A 14,944-nucleotide genomic window follows, 5' to 3' on the forward strand; every position below is an offset into this window, starting at 1 on the left:
GGACATAGCGACGTGATACAGCTCACATCGGCTCCCGAGAAAGGCCCTCTCATGATCACTTCGGAGAACACCTCCAACCTCCCCGGCTGGATCGACCTCGGCTCTCCCGACGCCGGAGCCTCGGCCGAGTTCTACGGCCAGGTCTTCGGCTGGACCGCCGAGAACCTGATGCCGGAGTCCGCGGACGGTCCCGGCTACTGGTCCTTGAAAAAGGACGGCAAGCAGGTCGCCGGTCTCGGCGGACTGACCGACCCCTCGGCCAGACCGGACTGGATGACCTACATCCGTGTCGCCGACGCGAACGCGACGGTGGCCGCCGCCGAGTCGAACGGCGCCAAGGTCCGCGTGCCGGTCACCGAGGTCCCCGGCGAGGGCTCCATGGCCCAGCTCACCGACCCCAGCGGCGCCGAGTTCGCGCTCTGGCAGTCCGGTGGGACCACCGGCTTCGAGGCCTGCTGCGTCGAGGACACGATGCTGTGGGCCGAGCTGTGGACGCGGGACCCGGCCGCGGCGAAGTCCTTCTATCCGGCGCTGTTCGGGTGGCAGGTCGAGCCGTACATGGAGGGCGCGCCGGAGAGCGGCGGCTACGACATGTGGACGATGCAGCCCGGCGATCCCTTGGCTGCCTTCGGCGGGATCATGACGATCACCGACCAGGTGCCGATCCAGGACGAGAAGTGGATCCCCTACTTCATGGTCGCCGACGCCGACAGGACCGTGGAGCGCGTGAGCGCCGCCGGCGGCGCCGTCCTGATCCCGGCCGCCGACGCCCCGCCCGGACGGCTGGCGGCGCTGGCCGACCAGTTCGGGGCGCGCTTCAACATCCTGCAGCCGGCGCCGATGGGGTAGCTCGTCGAGGAGACCGTGGAGCAGCCCGTGGAGCAGCCGACGCGGTAGGGGTCACCCACCGTCACCGGCCCTCACCGGCGCACCCCTGGACAGGCGGTGCACGATGGCAGCATGACCTACACCGATGACGCCAAGGGCTTGCAGGAGGACCTGGTCCGGCTGCGCCGCGACCTGCACCGGATACCGGAGATCGGCCTGAACCTGCCCCGCACCCAGGAGCGGGTCCTGGCCGCGCTCGACGGCCTGCCGCTGGAGATCACGCTGGGCTCGGAGCTGAACTCGGTGACGGCCGTGCTGCGCGGGACCGGCCCGGCGGCCGGCGGCGAGGGCTCGGCGCGGGCCGAGGGCTCGGCGCAGCCCCAGAAGCAGGCGGTGCTGCTGCGCGGGGACATGGACGCGCTGCCGGTGGTGGAGAAGACCGGGCGGGACTTCGCCGCCGCCGGTCCGAACATGCACGCCTGCGGCCACGACCTGCACACCGCCATGCTGGTCGGCGCGGCGCGGCTGCTGTCGGGGCGCCGCGACCGGCTGGCCGGCGACGTGGTGTTCATGTTCCAGCCCGGCGAGGAGGGCGACGACGGCGCCGGGCACATGATCCGCGAGGGGGTGCTGGACGCCGCCGGACCGCGCGTGATCGGCGCCTACGGCCTGCACGTGATGTCCGACCGCCTCCCGCGCGGGCAGTTCGTCTCCCGCGCCGGCACCTTCATGGCCGGCGCCGACGAGATCGCGGTGACGGTGCGCGGCGCCGGCGCGCACGGCTCGCTGCCGCACACCGGCAAGGACCCGATACCGGTGGCCTGCGAGATGGTCGTGGCGCTGCAGAGCATGGTGACGCGCAAGTTCGACATCTTCGACCCGGTGGTGATCACCGTCGGGGCGTTCCAGGCGGGCACCGCGGCGAACATCATCCCGGACGACGCCACCTTCCAGGTGACGATGCGCTCGTTCTCCCGCGAGTCCCGCGCCCGGATGCTGGACGTGGTGGTGGACCTGTTCAACGGACTCGCCGCGGCCTACGGCTGCGGGGTGGACATCACCTACAAGGAGCAATACCCGCCGACCGTGAACCACGCCCCCGAGGTCGACTTCCTGGAGGAGGTCACGCGCGAGGTGCACGGCGAGGAGCGCTTCGCCCGGATCCCCAACCCGGTCCCCGGCGCCGAGGACTTCTCCCGGGTGCTGGAGGAGGTGTCGGGGACCTACGCCTTCCTCGGCGCGTGCACCGTGGAGGACTTCGCGAGCTCGCCGTCGAACCACAGCCCGCTGGCCGACTTCGACGACGCGGTGCTCGGCGACGGCGCGGCGCTGCTCGCCGAGCTCGCCGACCGGCGGCTCGCGCGCGGCTGACCATCGCCGGGGACACCGGGGACACCTACACACCGGCGGCTCAGAAACCTCAAGCGCGGCGGGCAATAGAAGAGGTACGCGACCAGTTGGTCGCGTACCTCTTCTATACGGCTTCTCCGCAGTCCCCTGCGGTCCTACCCGGTGAAGACCACGGCTCAGGCCGAGGTCATCGCCTTCTGCAGGTTCTCGTCGATCGCGGCGAGGAACTCCTGCGTGGTCAGGTACGGCTGGTCCGGCGAGACGAGCAGGGCCAGGTCCTTGGTCATCTTGCCCTCCTCGACGGTCTGGACGCAGACGCGCTCCAGGGTCTCGGCGAACTTCACGACCTCGGGGGTGTTGTCGAACTTGCCGCGGTAGGCCAGGCCCTGGGTCCAGGCGTAGATCGAGGCGATCGGGTTGGTCGAGGTGGGCTTGCCCTGCTGGTGCTGGCGGTAGTGGCGGGTCACGGTGCCGTGCGCGGCCTCGGCCTCCACGGTCTTGCCGTCGGGCGCCATCAGCACCGAGGTCATCAGGCCCAGCGAGCCGAAGCCCTGCGCGACGGTGTCGGACTGGACGTCGCCGTCGTAGTTCTTGCACGCCCAGACGTAGCCGCCCTCCCACTTCAGCGCGGAGGCGACCATGTCGTCGATCAGGCGGTGCTCGTAGGTCAGGCCGGCGGCGTCGAACTCGGCCTTGAACTCGGTGTCGAAGACCTCCTGGAAGATGTCCTTGAAGCGGCCGTCGTAGCCCTTCAGGATCGTGTTCTTCGTCGAGAGGTACACCGGGTAGCCGCGGTTGAGGCCGTAGCGCATCGAGGCGCGGGCGAAGCCGCGGATCGACTCGTCCAGGTTGTACATCGCCAGCGCGACGCCCGAGCCCGGGAAGTCGAAGACGTTGAGCTCGACCGGCTCCCCGCCGTCCTTCGGGGTGAAGGTCAAGGTCAGCGTGCCTTCGCCCGGGACCTTCAGGTCGGTGGCGCGGTACTGGTCGCCGAAGGCGTGGCGGCCCACGACGATCGGCTTGGTCCAGCCCGGGACCAGGCGCGGGATGTTGCTGATCACGATCGGCTCGCGGAAGATCACGCCGTCGAGGATGTTGCGGATGGTGCCGTTCGGCGAGCGCCACATCTTCTTCAGGCCGAACTCCTCGACCCGCGCCTCGTCCGGGGTGATGGTGGCGCACTTCACGCCCACGCCGTACTGCTTGATCGCGTTCGCGGCGTCCACGGTGACCTGGTCGTCCGTGGCGTCGCGGTGCTCGATGCCCAGGTCGAAGTACTTCAGGTCGACGTCGAGGTAGGGCAGGATCAGCGAGTCCTTGATGAACTGCCAGATGATCCGGGTCATCTCGTCGCCGTCGAGTTCGACGACGGGGTTCGCGACCTTGATCTTGGGACCGGAGTAGGCCATGGCGGATCGTCCTTACGGATCGGGAATTATCTCGACCTCAAGATACATGGCCGCATATGCCCGCCGCCAAGCGGAGCCGGAAGCACCGTGACGAACACGACAGACGGCCCTCAGTTCGAGAAGATCCCCTGCACCAGCAGCCCCAGGACCACCAGCGTCGTGCCGACGATCGTGTAGGTGCTGACGTCGATCGCCCGGCGCCGGACGGCCAGCGTGCCGACCACCCGGGTCGGCAGGAACAGCCGCAGCCCGGCGGCCAGCAGCAGCGACATGCCCATCACCGCGGCGCCCTGGAAGACCTCGTCGTGCAGTATCACCGTCATGCCGAAGCCGAACGCGGCCAGCACCGCCAGGATCGGCCACTCCGCGACGACCGATCGGCCGAAGGAGGCTCCCGGAGGACGGTTGTTCACTGCCATGGGCAAACTCTATCCGCGCCGCCCGACCCGCCACGACCGTGATCTGTAACGAGCGCGCTACGAGCGCGCTACGGCGCCACCGCCAGCCAGTCGGCGAACCCGCTGGGCCGGTGCGCGCCGATGAACAGCGTCTCGAACAGGCCGAACCCGGTCCGGACGCCCTCGGGCCCGTCGTACTCGAAGCGCGCGAGCCGCTCGGTGATCCCGAACATCCCGGACTTCGCCGCCGCCTCGGCCGCCGGCATCACCACCTGCTGCACCACCAGGTCCGGGCCCTGATACATGCCGTGCCGCCAGTCGGCGTCCAGGCCGTAGCCGCTGCCGACCGCCATGTGCAGCGGGATCAGCTGGGTCACGCGGACCCGCTCGGCCCGGCCGGTGAAGTGGACCGCGGCGGTCTCCACGTCGCGGGTTCCGGGCGTGTAGTGGAGCTCCAGCTCGGGGCGGCCCAGCGCTTCGGCGGGACGGCCGTCGCGGAAGACCTTCACCGCCTCCTCCAGGACGCGGCCGCCGTCCTCGTCCTCTTGGGCGATCACCAGGATCGAGAAGTCGTCGAACTGCATCGGCGCGTAGATCCAGTGGAAGGTCGGCGGCACGCCGTCCTTGCCGCCGATTCCGGCGGGCTCGGCCTCGCCGACCGGCCGGATGCCCCAGGAGCGGTCGCGCGATCCCCACCAGGTGGCGGGGGTGACGGTGAGTTCGTCCTCGCCGATGCGCAGCGTCCCCTCCCAGTACCCGGTCTGCGCCAGCCGCACCGAGTCCATCCACACCCGGCCGTTGCGCCGCACGAACTGCCGCGGCTCGCGGGTCGCCGGGATCGAGCCGGTCCAGGTCAGGTCGAAGGAGAGCTCGTACTCCCCCGGCTCCAGCACCACCCGCAGCCGGTTCAGCGGCTCCAGCACCTCGATGCCGAACGGGCCCACGGAGGTGTCGCCCCGGTCGCTGCCCAGCTCGCGCGAGGCGCGGACCACGCGGTGCACGCCGTTGTGGACGACCGCGGCGAAGGCGTCGGTCACGCCGAGGTTCGGGTACTGCCCCACACCCAGGGCCATGAACAGGTCGTCGGCGCAGTGGTGGACGTTGAAGTAGTAGCGGTCGTAGAAGTTCCGGTCGGAGGTGGCGACGTGCGCCATCGACTCCGAGGTCTGATGGAACGGGAAATCGTCAAGGGGGGACAGGTCCCGATGAGCATCGGACATGTCCCCCCTTGTAAGGGTGATCTGATCAACCGTCAATAGCGATCGGTCACAGCCCTCGCTCGGCGATCTCCACCACGTTGTTCAGCAGCATCGCCCGGGTCATCGGGCCGACGCCGCCGGGGTTCGGCGACACCCAGCCCGCCACGTCGCGCACGTCGTCCGCCACGTCGCCGGCCAGCCCGCCCTCGCCGCGCGAGACACCGACGTCCAGCACCGCCGCGCCCGGCTTGACCAGGTCGGCGGTGATCAGGTTCGGCACGCCGGCGGCGGCCACGACGATGTCCGCCTTCAGGGTGTGGAAGGCCAGGTCGCGGGTGCCGGTATGGCACAGCGTCACGGTCGCGTTCTCGCTGCGCCGGGTCAGCAGCAGGCCCAGCGGCCGGCCCACGGTGATGCCGCGGCCGACGATCACCACCTCCGCCCCGGCGATCGCCACGTCGTGCCGCCGCAGCAGCTCCACGATGCCCAGCGGGGTGCACGGCAGCGGCGCCGGGGCGCCGAGCACGAGCCGGCCCAGGTTGGTCGGGTGCAGGCCGTCAGCGTCCTTGTTCGGATCGACGAGCTCCAGGATCGCGTTCTCGTCGATGCCCTTGGGCAGCGGCAGCTGCACGATGTAGCCGGTGCACGCCGGGTCCTCGTTCAGCTCCGCCACGGCCTCGGCGACCTGCGCCTGGGACGCCGTCGCCGGCAGCTGGCGCTGGATGGAGGCGATGCCGACCTGCGCGCAGTCGCGGTGCTTGCTGCGCACGTAGGAGGCGGACGCCGGGTCGTCGCCGACCAGCAGGGTGGCCAGGCCCGGCACGATGTCGCGCGCCTTGAGCGCCTCCACGCGCGCCGACAGCTCGCCCTTGATGGTGGCGGCAGTGGCTTTGCCGTCCAGGATCTGTGCGGTCATGCTCGTCGCCTCCTTAGTGGGTGAAGTGCCGGGTGCCGGTCATGTACATGGTGACGCCGGCCTTGCGCGCCGCGGCGATGACCAGCTCGTCGCGGACCGAGCCGCCGGGCTGCACCACGGCCTTGACCCCGGCCTCGGCCAGGACCTCGAAGCCGTCGGGGAAGGGGAAGTAGGCGTCGGAGGCCGCGACCGAGCCGTGCGCCTTGTCTCCGGCCCGCTGGACCGCGAGCTTGGCCGAGTCGACCCGGTTCACCTGGCCCATGCCGACGCCGACCGAGGCGCCGCCGGAGGCCAGCAGGATCGCGTTGGACTTCACCGAGCGGATCGCGCGCCAGGCGAAGACCAGGTCGGCGAAGGTCTGCTCGTCGGCCGCCTCGCCGGAGGCCAGCGTCCAGGTCGCCGGGTCGTCGCCCTCGGCCTGGTACAGGTCGCCGTCCTGGAGCAGCAGGCCGCCGCAGATCTGGCGGAACTCCAGCTCGCGGCGGTTGCGGGCGGCGGTCTTCAGAATGCGGATGTTCTTCTTGGTCTTCAGCGTCTCCAGCGCCTCCGGCTCGTAGTCCGGCGCGCAGATGACCTCGGTGAAGACCTCGTTGACCTGCAGCGCCATCGCGTTGGTGACGGTGCGGTTGGCGGCGATGATGCCGCCGAAGGCCGAGACCGGGTCGCACTCGTTGGCCAGCCGGTGCGCCTCGGCGATGTCGCCGGCCGCGCTGACCGCGATGCCGCAGGGGTTGGCGTGCTTGATGATCGCGACGCAGGCCTCGTCGAAGTCGTGGGCCGAGCGGATGGCGGCGTCGGTGTCCACGTAGTTGTTGTAGGACATCTCCTTGCCGTGCAGCTGCTCGGCGGTGGCCAGGGTGTCCTGGTCGTCCCCGTTGACGTAGAGCGCGGCGCCCTGGTGCGGGTTCTCGCCGTAGCGCAGCACGGCCTTGCGCGCGTAGGTGTCGGCGACGAAGTCCGGGAAGCGGGACTCCCCGTCGGGGGCGTAGGCCGAGGCGAACCAGCCGGCCACCGCGGCGTCGTACTCGGCGGTGTGCGCGAAGGCCTCGGCGGCCAGGCGCTTGCGCTGCGCGAGGGTGAAGCCGCCGCCGTCCACGGCGGCCAGGACCGCGCCGTAGTTCCCCGGGTTGACCACGACGGCCACGCTCGGGTGGTTCTTCGCCGCGGCGCGGACCATCGACGGGCCGCCGATGTCGATCTGCTCGACGCACTCGTCCGGGCTCGCGCCGGAGGCGACGGTCTGGGTGAACGGATAGAGGTTCACCACCACCAGGTCGAAGGGCTCCACGCCGAGTTCGGCGAGCTGCTTGCGGTGGTCCTCCAGCCGCAGGTCGGCCAGGATGCCGGCGTGCACCTTCGGGTGCAGGGTCTTGACCCGGCCGTCCAGACACTCCGGGAAGCCGGTGAGCTCGGCGACCTCGGTGACCGGGAGGTCCAGGTCGCGGATCAGCTTGGCCGAACCGCCGGTGGAGACCAAAGCGACCCCGGCGGCGTGCAGGCCACGGGCCAGCTCCGCCAGCCCGGTCTTGTCGTACACGCTGACCAGCGCGCGCTTGATCGGGCGGGTGTCCTCGCCCGGGGGCACAACGGAGCTGCTCACTGGAAAGTGACCTTTCGGTTGTCGATGGTCCAGCCTTGGCGGGCCAGCCGGCCCACGACGTCCACGAGCAGCGCCCGCTCCGCCGTCTTGATGCGCTCGTGCAGGCTCTCCACGTCGTCGCCGGGCTCGACCGGGACGGCGGCCTGCGCCACCACCGGGCCGTCGTCGACGCCGCCGGCGACGAAGAAGACGGTGCAGCCGGTGACCTTCACGCCGTAGGCCAGCGCGTCGGCCGGCCCGTGCATGCCGGGGAAGCTCGGCGAGAGCGCGGGGTGGGTGTTGATGACGCGGCCGTCGAACGCGGCCAGGAAGTCGGCGCCGAGCAGCTTCATGAAGCCGGCCGAGACCACCAGGTCCGGCTCGTACTCGGCGACCTTGTCGCGCAGCGCCCGGTCCCACTCCGCGCGCGTGGCGAAGTCCTTCACGCGGAGCGCGAAAGTGGGGATGCCCGCCTGTTCGGCACGGTCCAGGCCCTGGATGTCCGTGCGGTCCGCGCCGACGGCCACGACGGTGGCGCCGAACGCGGGGGCGGATGAGCGGGCCTTCTCGGCGTTCTCCGCGTCGATCAGCGCCTGCAGATTCGTGCCCGAACCGGAGACGAGGACCACGATCCTCGCCGGCCTGTCCGGGCGGTGGTGCACGAGCCCCGGAGGGCTCTTCGTTCCTTCGGGATGGACCACGACCGCGGCCTCCTCATAGGGGTGTTTGCTGTTGTCTGCCGATCGGACCCGACCCACTTGGACGGGCGGGGTCACCATAGGCAACGATAGTGGGCGGACGGTGCTCTCCCCGCCAGCCGACCAGCGATGAACCGATCATGTCCACGATAACCCGGAGGACTTCCGTGACCGACGCCGAGCAACGGCCCACGCCGACGGACAGCGGGCACGGCGCCGGCGGCGTCGGGGCCGCTGAGCCGGATGGGCAGGGTGGGACGGCTGCGACCGCGGCGGACGCGGTGGCGGTGTCGGACGCGGTGCCGGACCAGGTCGCGCAGGATGCGGTGGGGGTTCGGGACGCTGTGGCGGTTCAGGACGCTGTGCCGGTGCAGGATGCTGTGGCAGTTCAGGACGCTGTGCCGGACCAGATGGTGCAAGATGCGGTGCGGGACGCAGTGCCGGTGCGGGATGCTGTGCCGCAGGGCTCTGCGGCGCCGGATGCGGCGGCTTCGGGTTCGGGACCGGCTTCGGGACCGGCGCCCGCTTCGACTCCGGCTCCGGCTCCGGCACCCGCTCCGGCTCCGGCTCCGGCTCCGGCTCCGATCGAGGACAACCCCTTCGCCCCGCCGCCCGAGGACGCCCACGACCGGCAGCGCCAGGTCCCGCCTTCGCCGTGGGGCGCGCCGCCGCGCCAGCCGTACGGCCAGGTGCGGCCGGGACCGGTGCAGCCGTGGGGTGCGGAGCGTCCGCGCGAACCGGAGCAGCCGCACGCTCCGTGGGGCGACCCGAACCGGTACGGCCCGGTCGACCGGCGTCCGGACCCGCGCGAGGACCCCGACCGCCGCTACCGCGACCAGCGTGAGCAGCCGCCGCCGCAGCGTCCGCAGCGCGACCTGAAGACCCGCTGGGCGCTGGGACTGTCTCTGGGCTCGACGGCGTGCACCATGCTGGCGATCTACCAGGGTCTGGCGACGTTCCCGGCGTGGGTGGTCGGCTCGGCCGCCGGGCTGGCGTTCGCCGTGGCGGCGTTCGTGCTCTCCATCTCGGCGCAGCGCACCGCGGCGCTCAAGCACCAGCGTGCTTCGGAGGCCACCGCGAGCATGGTCTCCGCGTCGGTGTCCGGCGTACTGGCGGGGCTGCTGCTGGTCGCCTCGATCGTCTGGTGGACGCCGTTCAAGGACTACGCCAAGTGCATGCAGGGTGCGAACACCCAGGTCGCGCAAAAGGTGTGCCTGACGCAGCTGGAGAACACCACGGGGATGTCGACCTCGCGCTGAGGTAGGCCTTATTCGGGCTGGGGCTCGGACAGATCGGTTTGCTGTTCTTCAGGCTGCTCGGCCTCGGCTGGCTCTTCCTCGACCTGGTCAGCAGGGTCATCGGGCTCAGATTCGGGCTCGGGCAGATCGGCTTCATCGCCGAGTTCCTGAGGCTCCTCGGCTTCTTCGGCTTCTTCGGCTTCTTCGGCTTCTTCGGCCTGGACTTCCGGAAGCGGCTCGAACACCGGAAGCGTGATTTCGGGTCCTGTTTCGACCCGGCGCCGGGGCAGGCGTTCAGCCACGGCGTCCAGCGCGCGCCTCAAAGACAGCCCTCTGACAGCCACGACCGATGGCGGCGTCAGCACTACAACGCCTGCGCTCACCCCCAGCAGAACGAGCGCGGCCACCGCCGTGCGCCAGCCGGAGGGTCCCAGCGTCGCCATCCGTCCGCCGGCCAACGGTCCGCCGGACAGTGTCGCGGCTAGTCCGGCGAACAGCGCGACGACCACCGACGCCGCGCCGAGCGCGCGCATCCGGTTGCCGAGGGACCCTCGAATGCCGCGCATCACGACCAGCGCGAGCACCACTCCGGCCGCCACCGGTACCGCGAGGAACGCCAGGTCGTAGGGCAAGGTCCGGCTGCCGTCGCGCGGCAGTGCGCCGAGCATCGGGAACACCGGCAGCGCGCCGATCTTCGCGCTCAGCACGCTGACACCGGTTCCCGTGCCGACCGCGAACCCCGGTCCGAGCACGTACGCCATCGTCCAGGCGGCCGCGTTCGGCAGCACGGCGAGGCTGAGCAGGAACATGCCGGCGGCGTCGGCGATCCCGCGCGGCCAGCCGCTTTCCGGCAGGTGGGCGACGAGGGTGGCGGCCAGCGTGGCCGCTCCCCCGGCGACCAGCACCGCGCCGGCTGCCGTCGCCGCCCGCGCGGCTGTACCAACCCAGGCCGGCGCGTCGCAGAACCCGGCGATCCGCCGCCAGCGCGCCGCCGTCGGCACGAGTCCGCCGAACAGCACCGCGAACAACACCGCCTGCGCGGTATCCGGCCGCACGTCGCTGGTCGCCGCCGCGGCCGCCACGAGCGCGGCCACCAGGCAGTAGCCGGTCGCGGCGCCGAAGGCGGTGTAAGCGATCTGCGCCGGTCTAGCGATAGGCGCGACAGTCGTCTGCCACAGCGCGAGCACCAACAGCGCGGTGAAGCCAAGCGGCGCCAGCGCGATGCGGCCGGCCGGGACGTCCAGCGCGGCGTGGTGGCCGAGCAGCCAGAGCTGGCCGCCGACCCGCAGCGGGCTGACGATGCCCGCGGTGTCGGGGGCGGAGACCAGCCAGACGGTCACGCAGAGGGTGACGGCGGCCAGCCAGCTCGCGACGGCGGCCAGGGCGGCGTGCGTCGCGGCCCGCACCGCCAGGCGCAGGTCCCGGCCATGGGGTCCGTTCCACGCGACCACCAGCGCCTCGCCCCAGTCGGCGGCCAGCTCGCGCAGCGCCTCCCCGAGCGCCGGAGCCGACGGTTCCCCGTCCGGCTCCTGCCGTGCCCGCGCCGCCGCCAGCTGCTCGGCCACCCAGCTGCGGTCCGGCCCGGCGTCGACGGCGCTGCGGGGATCGGTCTCATCGCGCATCCCCCCACTCTGGCCAGCGGATCCGCCACGACCCGGGCTGCGCTGCACGCCTCACCGGGGGCGCGGCGGGGATTCACCCCGGCGGCGTAACCCGCTGCGCAACCGGGGAAAGGCGGCGGCAGGGAAGGGCAGGACAGGACAGGGTGGGGCGGCTAAACGGGCAGGCACGCCGGGCAGCCTGGCGCGACGGGCAGCGGGAAGTACGGCCAGGCGCTGCTTCGTAGCGCTGGCGGCGCAACCTGGGAAAGGCGGCGGCACGCCCAGCAGCCTGGCGCGGCGCTGATACACAGCGCTGGCGGCGCGACTCGCGCCGACTAGGCGGGCAACGGGCGGTCGCTGACGACGTGCTTCATGACGAGCGTGGAGGTGAGGCGCTGTACGCCGGGGAGCCTGGCCAGGCGCTGATCGTAGAGCTGCTGGAAGGCTGCGAGGTCGGTGGTCGCGACGCGCAGGAGGTAGTCGGGTTCGCCGAAGAGCCGCTGCGCTTGGATCACGTGCGGGATGGCGGCCACTGCCTCCTCGAACGCCGTGACGGTGTCTCCGCCCGAACCGCGCAGGGTGGCGAAGACGATGGCTTCGAAGTCCAGGCCGACGGCGGCCGGGTCGACGACGGCGCGGTAGCCGCGGATCACTCCGGCGCGCTCGAGGTCGCGCAGGCGGCGGTGGCAGGGCGACACGCTCAATTGGATCCGGGCGGCCAGTTCGGTCACCGTCAGGCGGCCGTCGTTTTGCAGCTCGGTGAGAATCTTCCGATCCACGGCGTCCATGAGTGGATTCTCCCTCAGGATGCGGGATTCTGAGGAGAAGTTGGAAACACTTTTCGGCACTCCACGCCTAATCTCCCCTCAAAGAGACCGCTGGAGGGGAACGACCCATGGATCCGAAGATGCTGACCGCCTTTCTGGCCGTCGATCTGCTGCTGGTTTTCACTCCCGGCGCGGACTGGGCCTTCGTGATCGCCGCGGGGCTGCGGGACCGGTCGGTCGTCCCCGCGGTCGCTGGGCTGATCGCCGGATACGCGGGATACACCCTGCTCGCCGTGGCGGGGCTGGCCGTGGCGGTCGCGAGTTCGGGGGCGGTGCTCACCGTGCTGACCGTCGCCGGTGCCGGGTATCTGGTGTGGCTCGGCTGGGGCGTGCTCTCGCAGCCGGCGGTGCTCGGCGCCTCAGTAGAGGATGCGTCGGCGATGTCTGTCACGCGCAGACAGATCATGGTCAAGGGAGCGGGAATCAGTAGCCTGAATCCCAAGGCGCTGCTGTTGTATTTCTCGCTGTTCCCGCAGTTCATCAGGCCCGCGAACGGCTGGCCCGTCTCCGCTCAGATCGGACTGCTCGGCGCGCTGCACATGACCGCGTGCACCGTGGTCTACCTCGGGGTCGGCGTGCTCGCCCGCACCCTGCTGACGACCCGGCCGGCGGCGGGGCGGGCCGTGACTCGGGTGTCCGGCGTCATGATGATCGCCATCGGCGGGCTGCTTCTGCTGGAGCGTCTGGCCGCCGGCTGACGGACCGGGAAACGCCGCCGGCCTCGGCCGCGCTCGAAGCGCGACCGAGGCCGGCGGGACAGAACCTGAAACAGAACCTGAAACAGAGCCCTTACAGCGCCTGCATGATCTCGCGCATCAGCTGGGCGGTCGCGGACGGCGTCTTGCCGACCTTCACGCCCACTGCCTCCAGGGCCTCCTGCTTGGCCTGGGCGGTGCCCGCCGAGCCGGAGACGATGGCGCCGGCGTGGCCCATGGTCTTGCCCTCGGGGGCGGTGAAGCCCGCGACGTAGCCGACCACCGGCTTGGTGATGTGCTCCTTGATGTAGGCCGCCGCGCGCTCCTCGGCGTCGCCGCCGATCTCGCCGATCATCACGATCGCCGCGGTGTCCGGGTCGTCCTGGAACGCCTGCAGGCAGTCGATGTGCGTGGTGCCGATGACCGGGTCGCCGCCGATGCCGACCGCGGTGGAGAAGCCGAAGTCCCGCAGCTCGTACATCATCTGGTAGGTCAGGGTGCCGGACTTGGACACCAGGCCGATCTTGCCGGCCTTGGTGATCGTCGCCGGGATGATGCCGGCGTTGGACTTGCCGGGGGTGATCAGGCCGGGGCAGTTCGGGCCGATGATCCGGGTCTTGGCGCCCTTGGCCAGGTTGTACGCCCACACCTCGGCGGTGTCGTGGACCGGCACGCCCTCGGTGATGATGACGCACAGCTCGATCTCGGCGTCGACCGCCTCGAGCGCGGCGGCCTTGGTGAACGCCGGCGGGACGAAGACCACGGACACGTCCGCGCCGGTCTCCTTCATCGCCTCGGCCACGGTGCCGAACACCGGGACCTCGGTGCCGTCGACGTCGACGGCGGTGCCGGCCTTGCGCGGGTTCACGCCGCCGACGATCTGGGTGCCCGAGGCCAGCATGCGCTTGGTGTGCTTCATGCCCTCGGAGCCGGTCATGCCCTGGACGATGACCTTGGAGTTCTCAGTGAGGAAGATAGCCATTTCTCTGCAAACCCCTTAGCGCGCGTTCGCCAGCTCGGCCGCGCGGTCCGCGGCGCCGTCCATCGTGTCGACCTGCTCCACGCCGGGCAGCTTGGCGTCCACCAGGATCTGGCGGCCCAGCTCGGCGTTGTTGCCGTCCAGACGGACGACCAGCGGCTTGCTGCCGGCCTCGGCGCCGAGCAGCTTGAAGGCCTCGACGATGCCGTTGGCCACCGCGTCGCACGCGGTGATGCCGCCGAAGACGTTGACGAACACCGACTTCACCGCCGGGTCGTTCAGGATGATGTCCAGACCGTTGGCCATGACCTCGGCCGAGGCGCCGCCGCCGATGTCCAGGAAGTTGGCCGGCTTGACGTTGCCGTGCTTCTCCCCGGCGTAGGCGACCACGTCCAGGGTGGACATGACCAGGCCCGCGCCGTTGCCGATGATGCCGACCTCGCCGTCGAGCTTGACGTAGTTCAGGTGCTTGGCCTTGGCCTTGGCCTCCAGCGGGTCCGCCGAGGCCTTGTCCTCCAGCGCCTCGTGGTCCTCGTGGCGGAAGGAGGCGTTCTCGTCCAGCGAGACCTTGCCGTCCAGCGCCACGATCTTGCCGGCCTTGGTCTTCACCAGCGGGTTGACCTCGACCAGGGTGGCGTCCTCCTTGACGAAGACGTCCCACAGGGTCACCAGCGTCGCGGCGACCTGGTCGGCCACGTGGTGCGGGAAGTTCGCGGCCTTGACGATCTCGTCGGCCTTCTCCTGCGACAGACCCTCGTGGTAGGCCGCGGCGTCGACCGGGACCTTCGCCAGCGCCTCGGGCTTGGAGACCGCGATCTCCTCGATCTCCATACCGCCCTCGACGCTGGCCATCGCCAGGAAGGTGCGGTTGGACCGGTCCAGCAGGAAGGAGACGTAGTACTCCGCCTCGATCTCGGCGGTCTGGGCCAGCATCACCTTGTGGACCGTGTGGCCCTTGATGTCCATGCCCAGGATCGCGGCGGCCTTCTCCTTGGCGTCGGCCGGGCCCTCGGCCAGCTTCACGCCGCCGGCCTTGCCGCGGCCGCCGACCTTCACCTGGGCCTTGACGACCACCCGGCCGCCCAGCTTCTCGGCAGCGGCTTCCGCCTGCTCCGGGGTCTCGGCCACTTCGCCGCCCAGCACCGGCACACCGTGCTTAGCGAAGATGTCCCTCGCCTGGTACTCGAAAAGATCCACGCGTCCGTCCCTCAAAGGAAGATTCCGGTA

14 protein-coding genes are annotated in these 14,944 nt (G+C 70.8%); 4 read left to right on the top strand and 10 right to left on the bottom strand.

Features of this window, described 5'->3' with window-relative positions; translation table 11 throughout:
* Positions 1 to 51: 51 nt before the first annotated feature.
* Complete coding sequence (locus CACI_RS39390; RefSeq protein WP_015796522.1) at positions 52 to 849, top strand: VOC family protein; 798 nt, start codon at positions 52 to 54, stop codon at positions 847 to 849.
* Between the two features lie 111 nt (positions 850 to 960).
* Positions 961 to 2,199 carry a M20 metallopeptidase family protein gene (locus tag CACI_RS39395; protein ID WP_015796523.1) on the top strand — a complete coding sequence of 413 codons (1,239 nt, stop codon included), beginning with the start codon at positions 961 to 963 and terminating at the stop codon, positions 2,197 to 2,199.
* Between the two features lie 155 nt (positions 2,200 to 2,354).
* Here CACI_RS39395 and CACI_RS39400 read toward each other — a convergent pair whose 3' ends face one another.
* The 6 genes from CACI_RS39400 to purN all read right to left on the bottom strand — a co-directional run bounded on the left by CACI_RS39400 (position 2,355) and on the right by purN (position 8,458).
* The gene (locus CACI_RS39400) at positions 2,355 to 3,587 is read right to left on the bottom strand and encodes an NADP-dependent isocitrate dehydrogenase (RefSeq protein ID WP_015796524.1); all 1,233 of its coding nucleotides are present in this window, start codon (positions 3,585 to 3,587) and stop codon (positions 2,355 to 2,357) included.
* Positions 3,588 to 3,697: 110 nt separating this feature from the next.
* Entirely contained in the window at positions 3,698 to 4,006 is a 309-nt protein-coding gene (locus tag CACI_RS39405) for a DUF3017 domain-containing protein (RefSeq protein WP_015796525.1), read from the bottom strand.
* A 68-nt stretch (positions 4,007 to 4,074) separates the two neighbouring features.
* The gene (locus CACI_RS39410) at positions 4,075 to 5,205 is read right to left on the bottom strand and encodes a hypothetical protein (protein ID WP_015796526.1); all 1,131 of its coding nucleotides are present in this window, start codon (positions 5,203 to 5,205) and stop codon (positions 4,075 to 4,077) included.
* Between the two features lie 46 nt (positions 5,206 to 5,251).
* Positions 5,252 to 6,100 carry a bifunctional methylenetetrahydrofolate dehydrogenase/methenyltetrahydrofolate cyclohydrolase gene (locus CACI_RS39415; RefSeq protein WP_015796527.1) on the bottom strand — a complete coding sequence of 283 codons (849 nt, stop codon included), beginning with the start codon at positions 6,098 to 6,100 and terminating at the stop codon, positions 5,252 to 5,254.
* Positions 6,101 to 6,113: 13 nt separating this feature from the next.
* On the bottom strand, positions 6,114 to 7,700 hold the full coding sequence (gene purH / locus CACI_RS39420; RefSeq protein WP_015796528.1) for a bifunctional phosphoribosylaminoimidazolecarboxamide formyltransferase/IMP cyclohydrolase: 1,587 nt from the start codon (positions 7,698 to 7,700) through the stop codon (positions 6,114 to 6,116).
* Positions 7,697 to 8,458 carry a phosphoribosylglycinamide formyltransferase gene (gene purN / locus CACI_RS39425; protein ID WP_015796529.1) on the bottom strand — a complete coding sequence of 254 codons (762 nt, stop codon included), beginning with the start codon at positions 8,456 to 8,458 and terminating at the stop codon, positions 7,697 to 7,699. The genes purH and purN overlap by 4 nt, the downstream gene beginning before the upstream one ends.
* A gap of 59 nt (positions 8,459 to 8,517) precedes the next feature.
* On the opposite strand from purN, the gene CACI_RS51780 reads away from it, so the two are divergent.
* Positions 8,518 to 9,636 carry a hypothetical protein gene (locus CACI_RS51780; protein WP_190276685.1) on the top strand — a complete coding sequence of 373 codons (1,119 nt, stop codon included), beginning with the start codon at positions 8,518 to 8,520 and terminating at the stop codon, positions 9,634 to 9,636.
* Between the two features lie 8 nt (positions 9,637 to 9,644).
* Here the strand turns inward: CACI_RS51780 and CACI_RS39435 are convergent, their stop codons facing one another.
* Complete coding sequence (locus tag CACI_RS39435; RefSeq protein ID WP_015796531.1) at positions 9,645 to 11,237, bottom strand: cell division protein PerM; 1,593 nt, start codon at positions 11,235 to 11,237, stop codon at positions 9,645 to 9,647.
* A gap of 314 nt (positions 11,238 to 11,551) precedes the next feature.
* Positions 11,552 to 12,004, bottom strand: coding sequence for an Lrp/AsnC family transcriptional regulator (locus CACI_RS39440; RefSeq protein ID WP_015796532.1), 453 nt, complete (start codon positions 12,002 to 12,004; stop codon positions 11,552 to 11,554).
* Between the two features lie 107 nt (positions 12,005 to 12,111).
* On the opposite strand from CACI_RS39440, the gene CACI_RS39445 reads away from it, so the two are divergent.
* Positions 12,112 to 12,741, top strand: coding sequence for a LysE family translocator (locus tag CACI_RS39445; protein WP_015796533.1), 630 nt, complete (start codon positions 12,112 to 12,114; stop codon positions 12,739 to 12,741).
* Positions 12,742 to 12,832: 91 nt separating this feature from the next.
* Here CACI_RS39445 and sucD read toward each other — a convergent pair whose 3' ends face one another.
* Together sucD and sucC are read right to left on the bottom strand one after the other, a co-directional pair.
* Complete coding sequence (gene sucD / locus CACI_RS39450) at positions 12,833 to 13,720, bottom strand: succinate--CoA ligase subunit alpha (protein ID WP_015796534.1); 888 nt, start codon at positions 13,718 to 13,720, stop codon at positions 12,833 to 12,835.
* Between the two features lie 15 nt (positions 13,721 to 13,735).
* Positions 13,736 to 14,929 (bottom strand): ADP-forming succinate--CoA ligase subunit beta, encoded by a 1,194-nt coding sequence (gene sucC / locus CACI_RS39455; RefSeq protein ID WP_395994314.1) that lies wholly within the window; start codon positions 14,927 to 14,929, stop codon positions 13,736 to 13,738.
* Positions 14,930 to 14,944 lie beyond the last annotated feature (15 nt).

Source organism: Catenulispora acidiphila DSM 44928 (assembly GCF_000024025.1).
GTDB classification, from domain to species: domain Bacteria; phylum Actinomycetota; class Actinomycetes; order Streptomycetales; family Catenulisporaceae; genus Catenulispora; species Catenulispora acidiphila.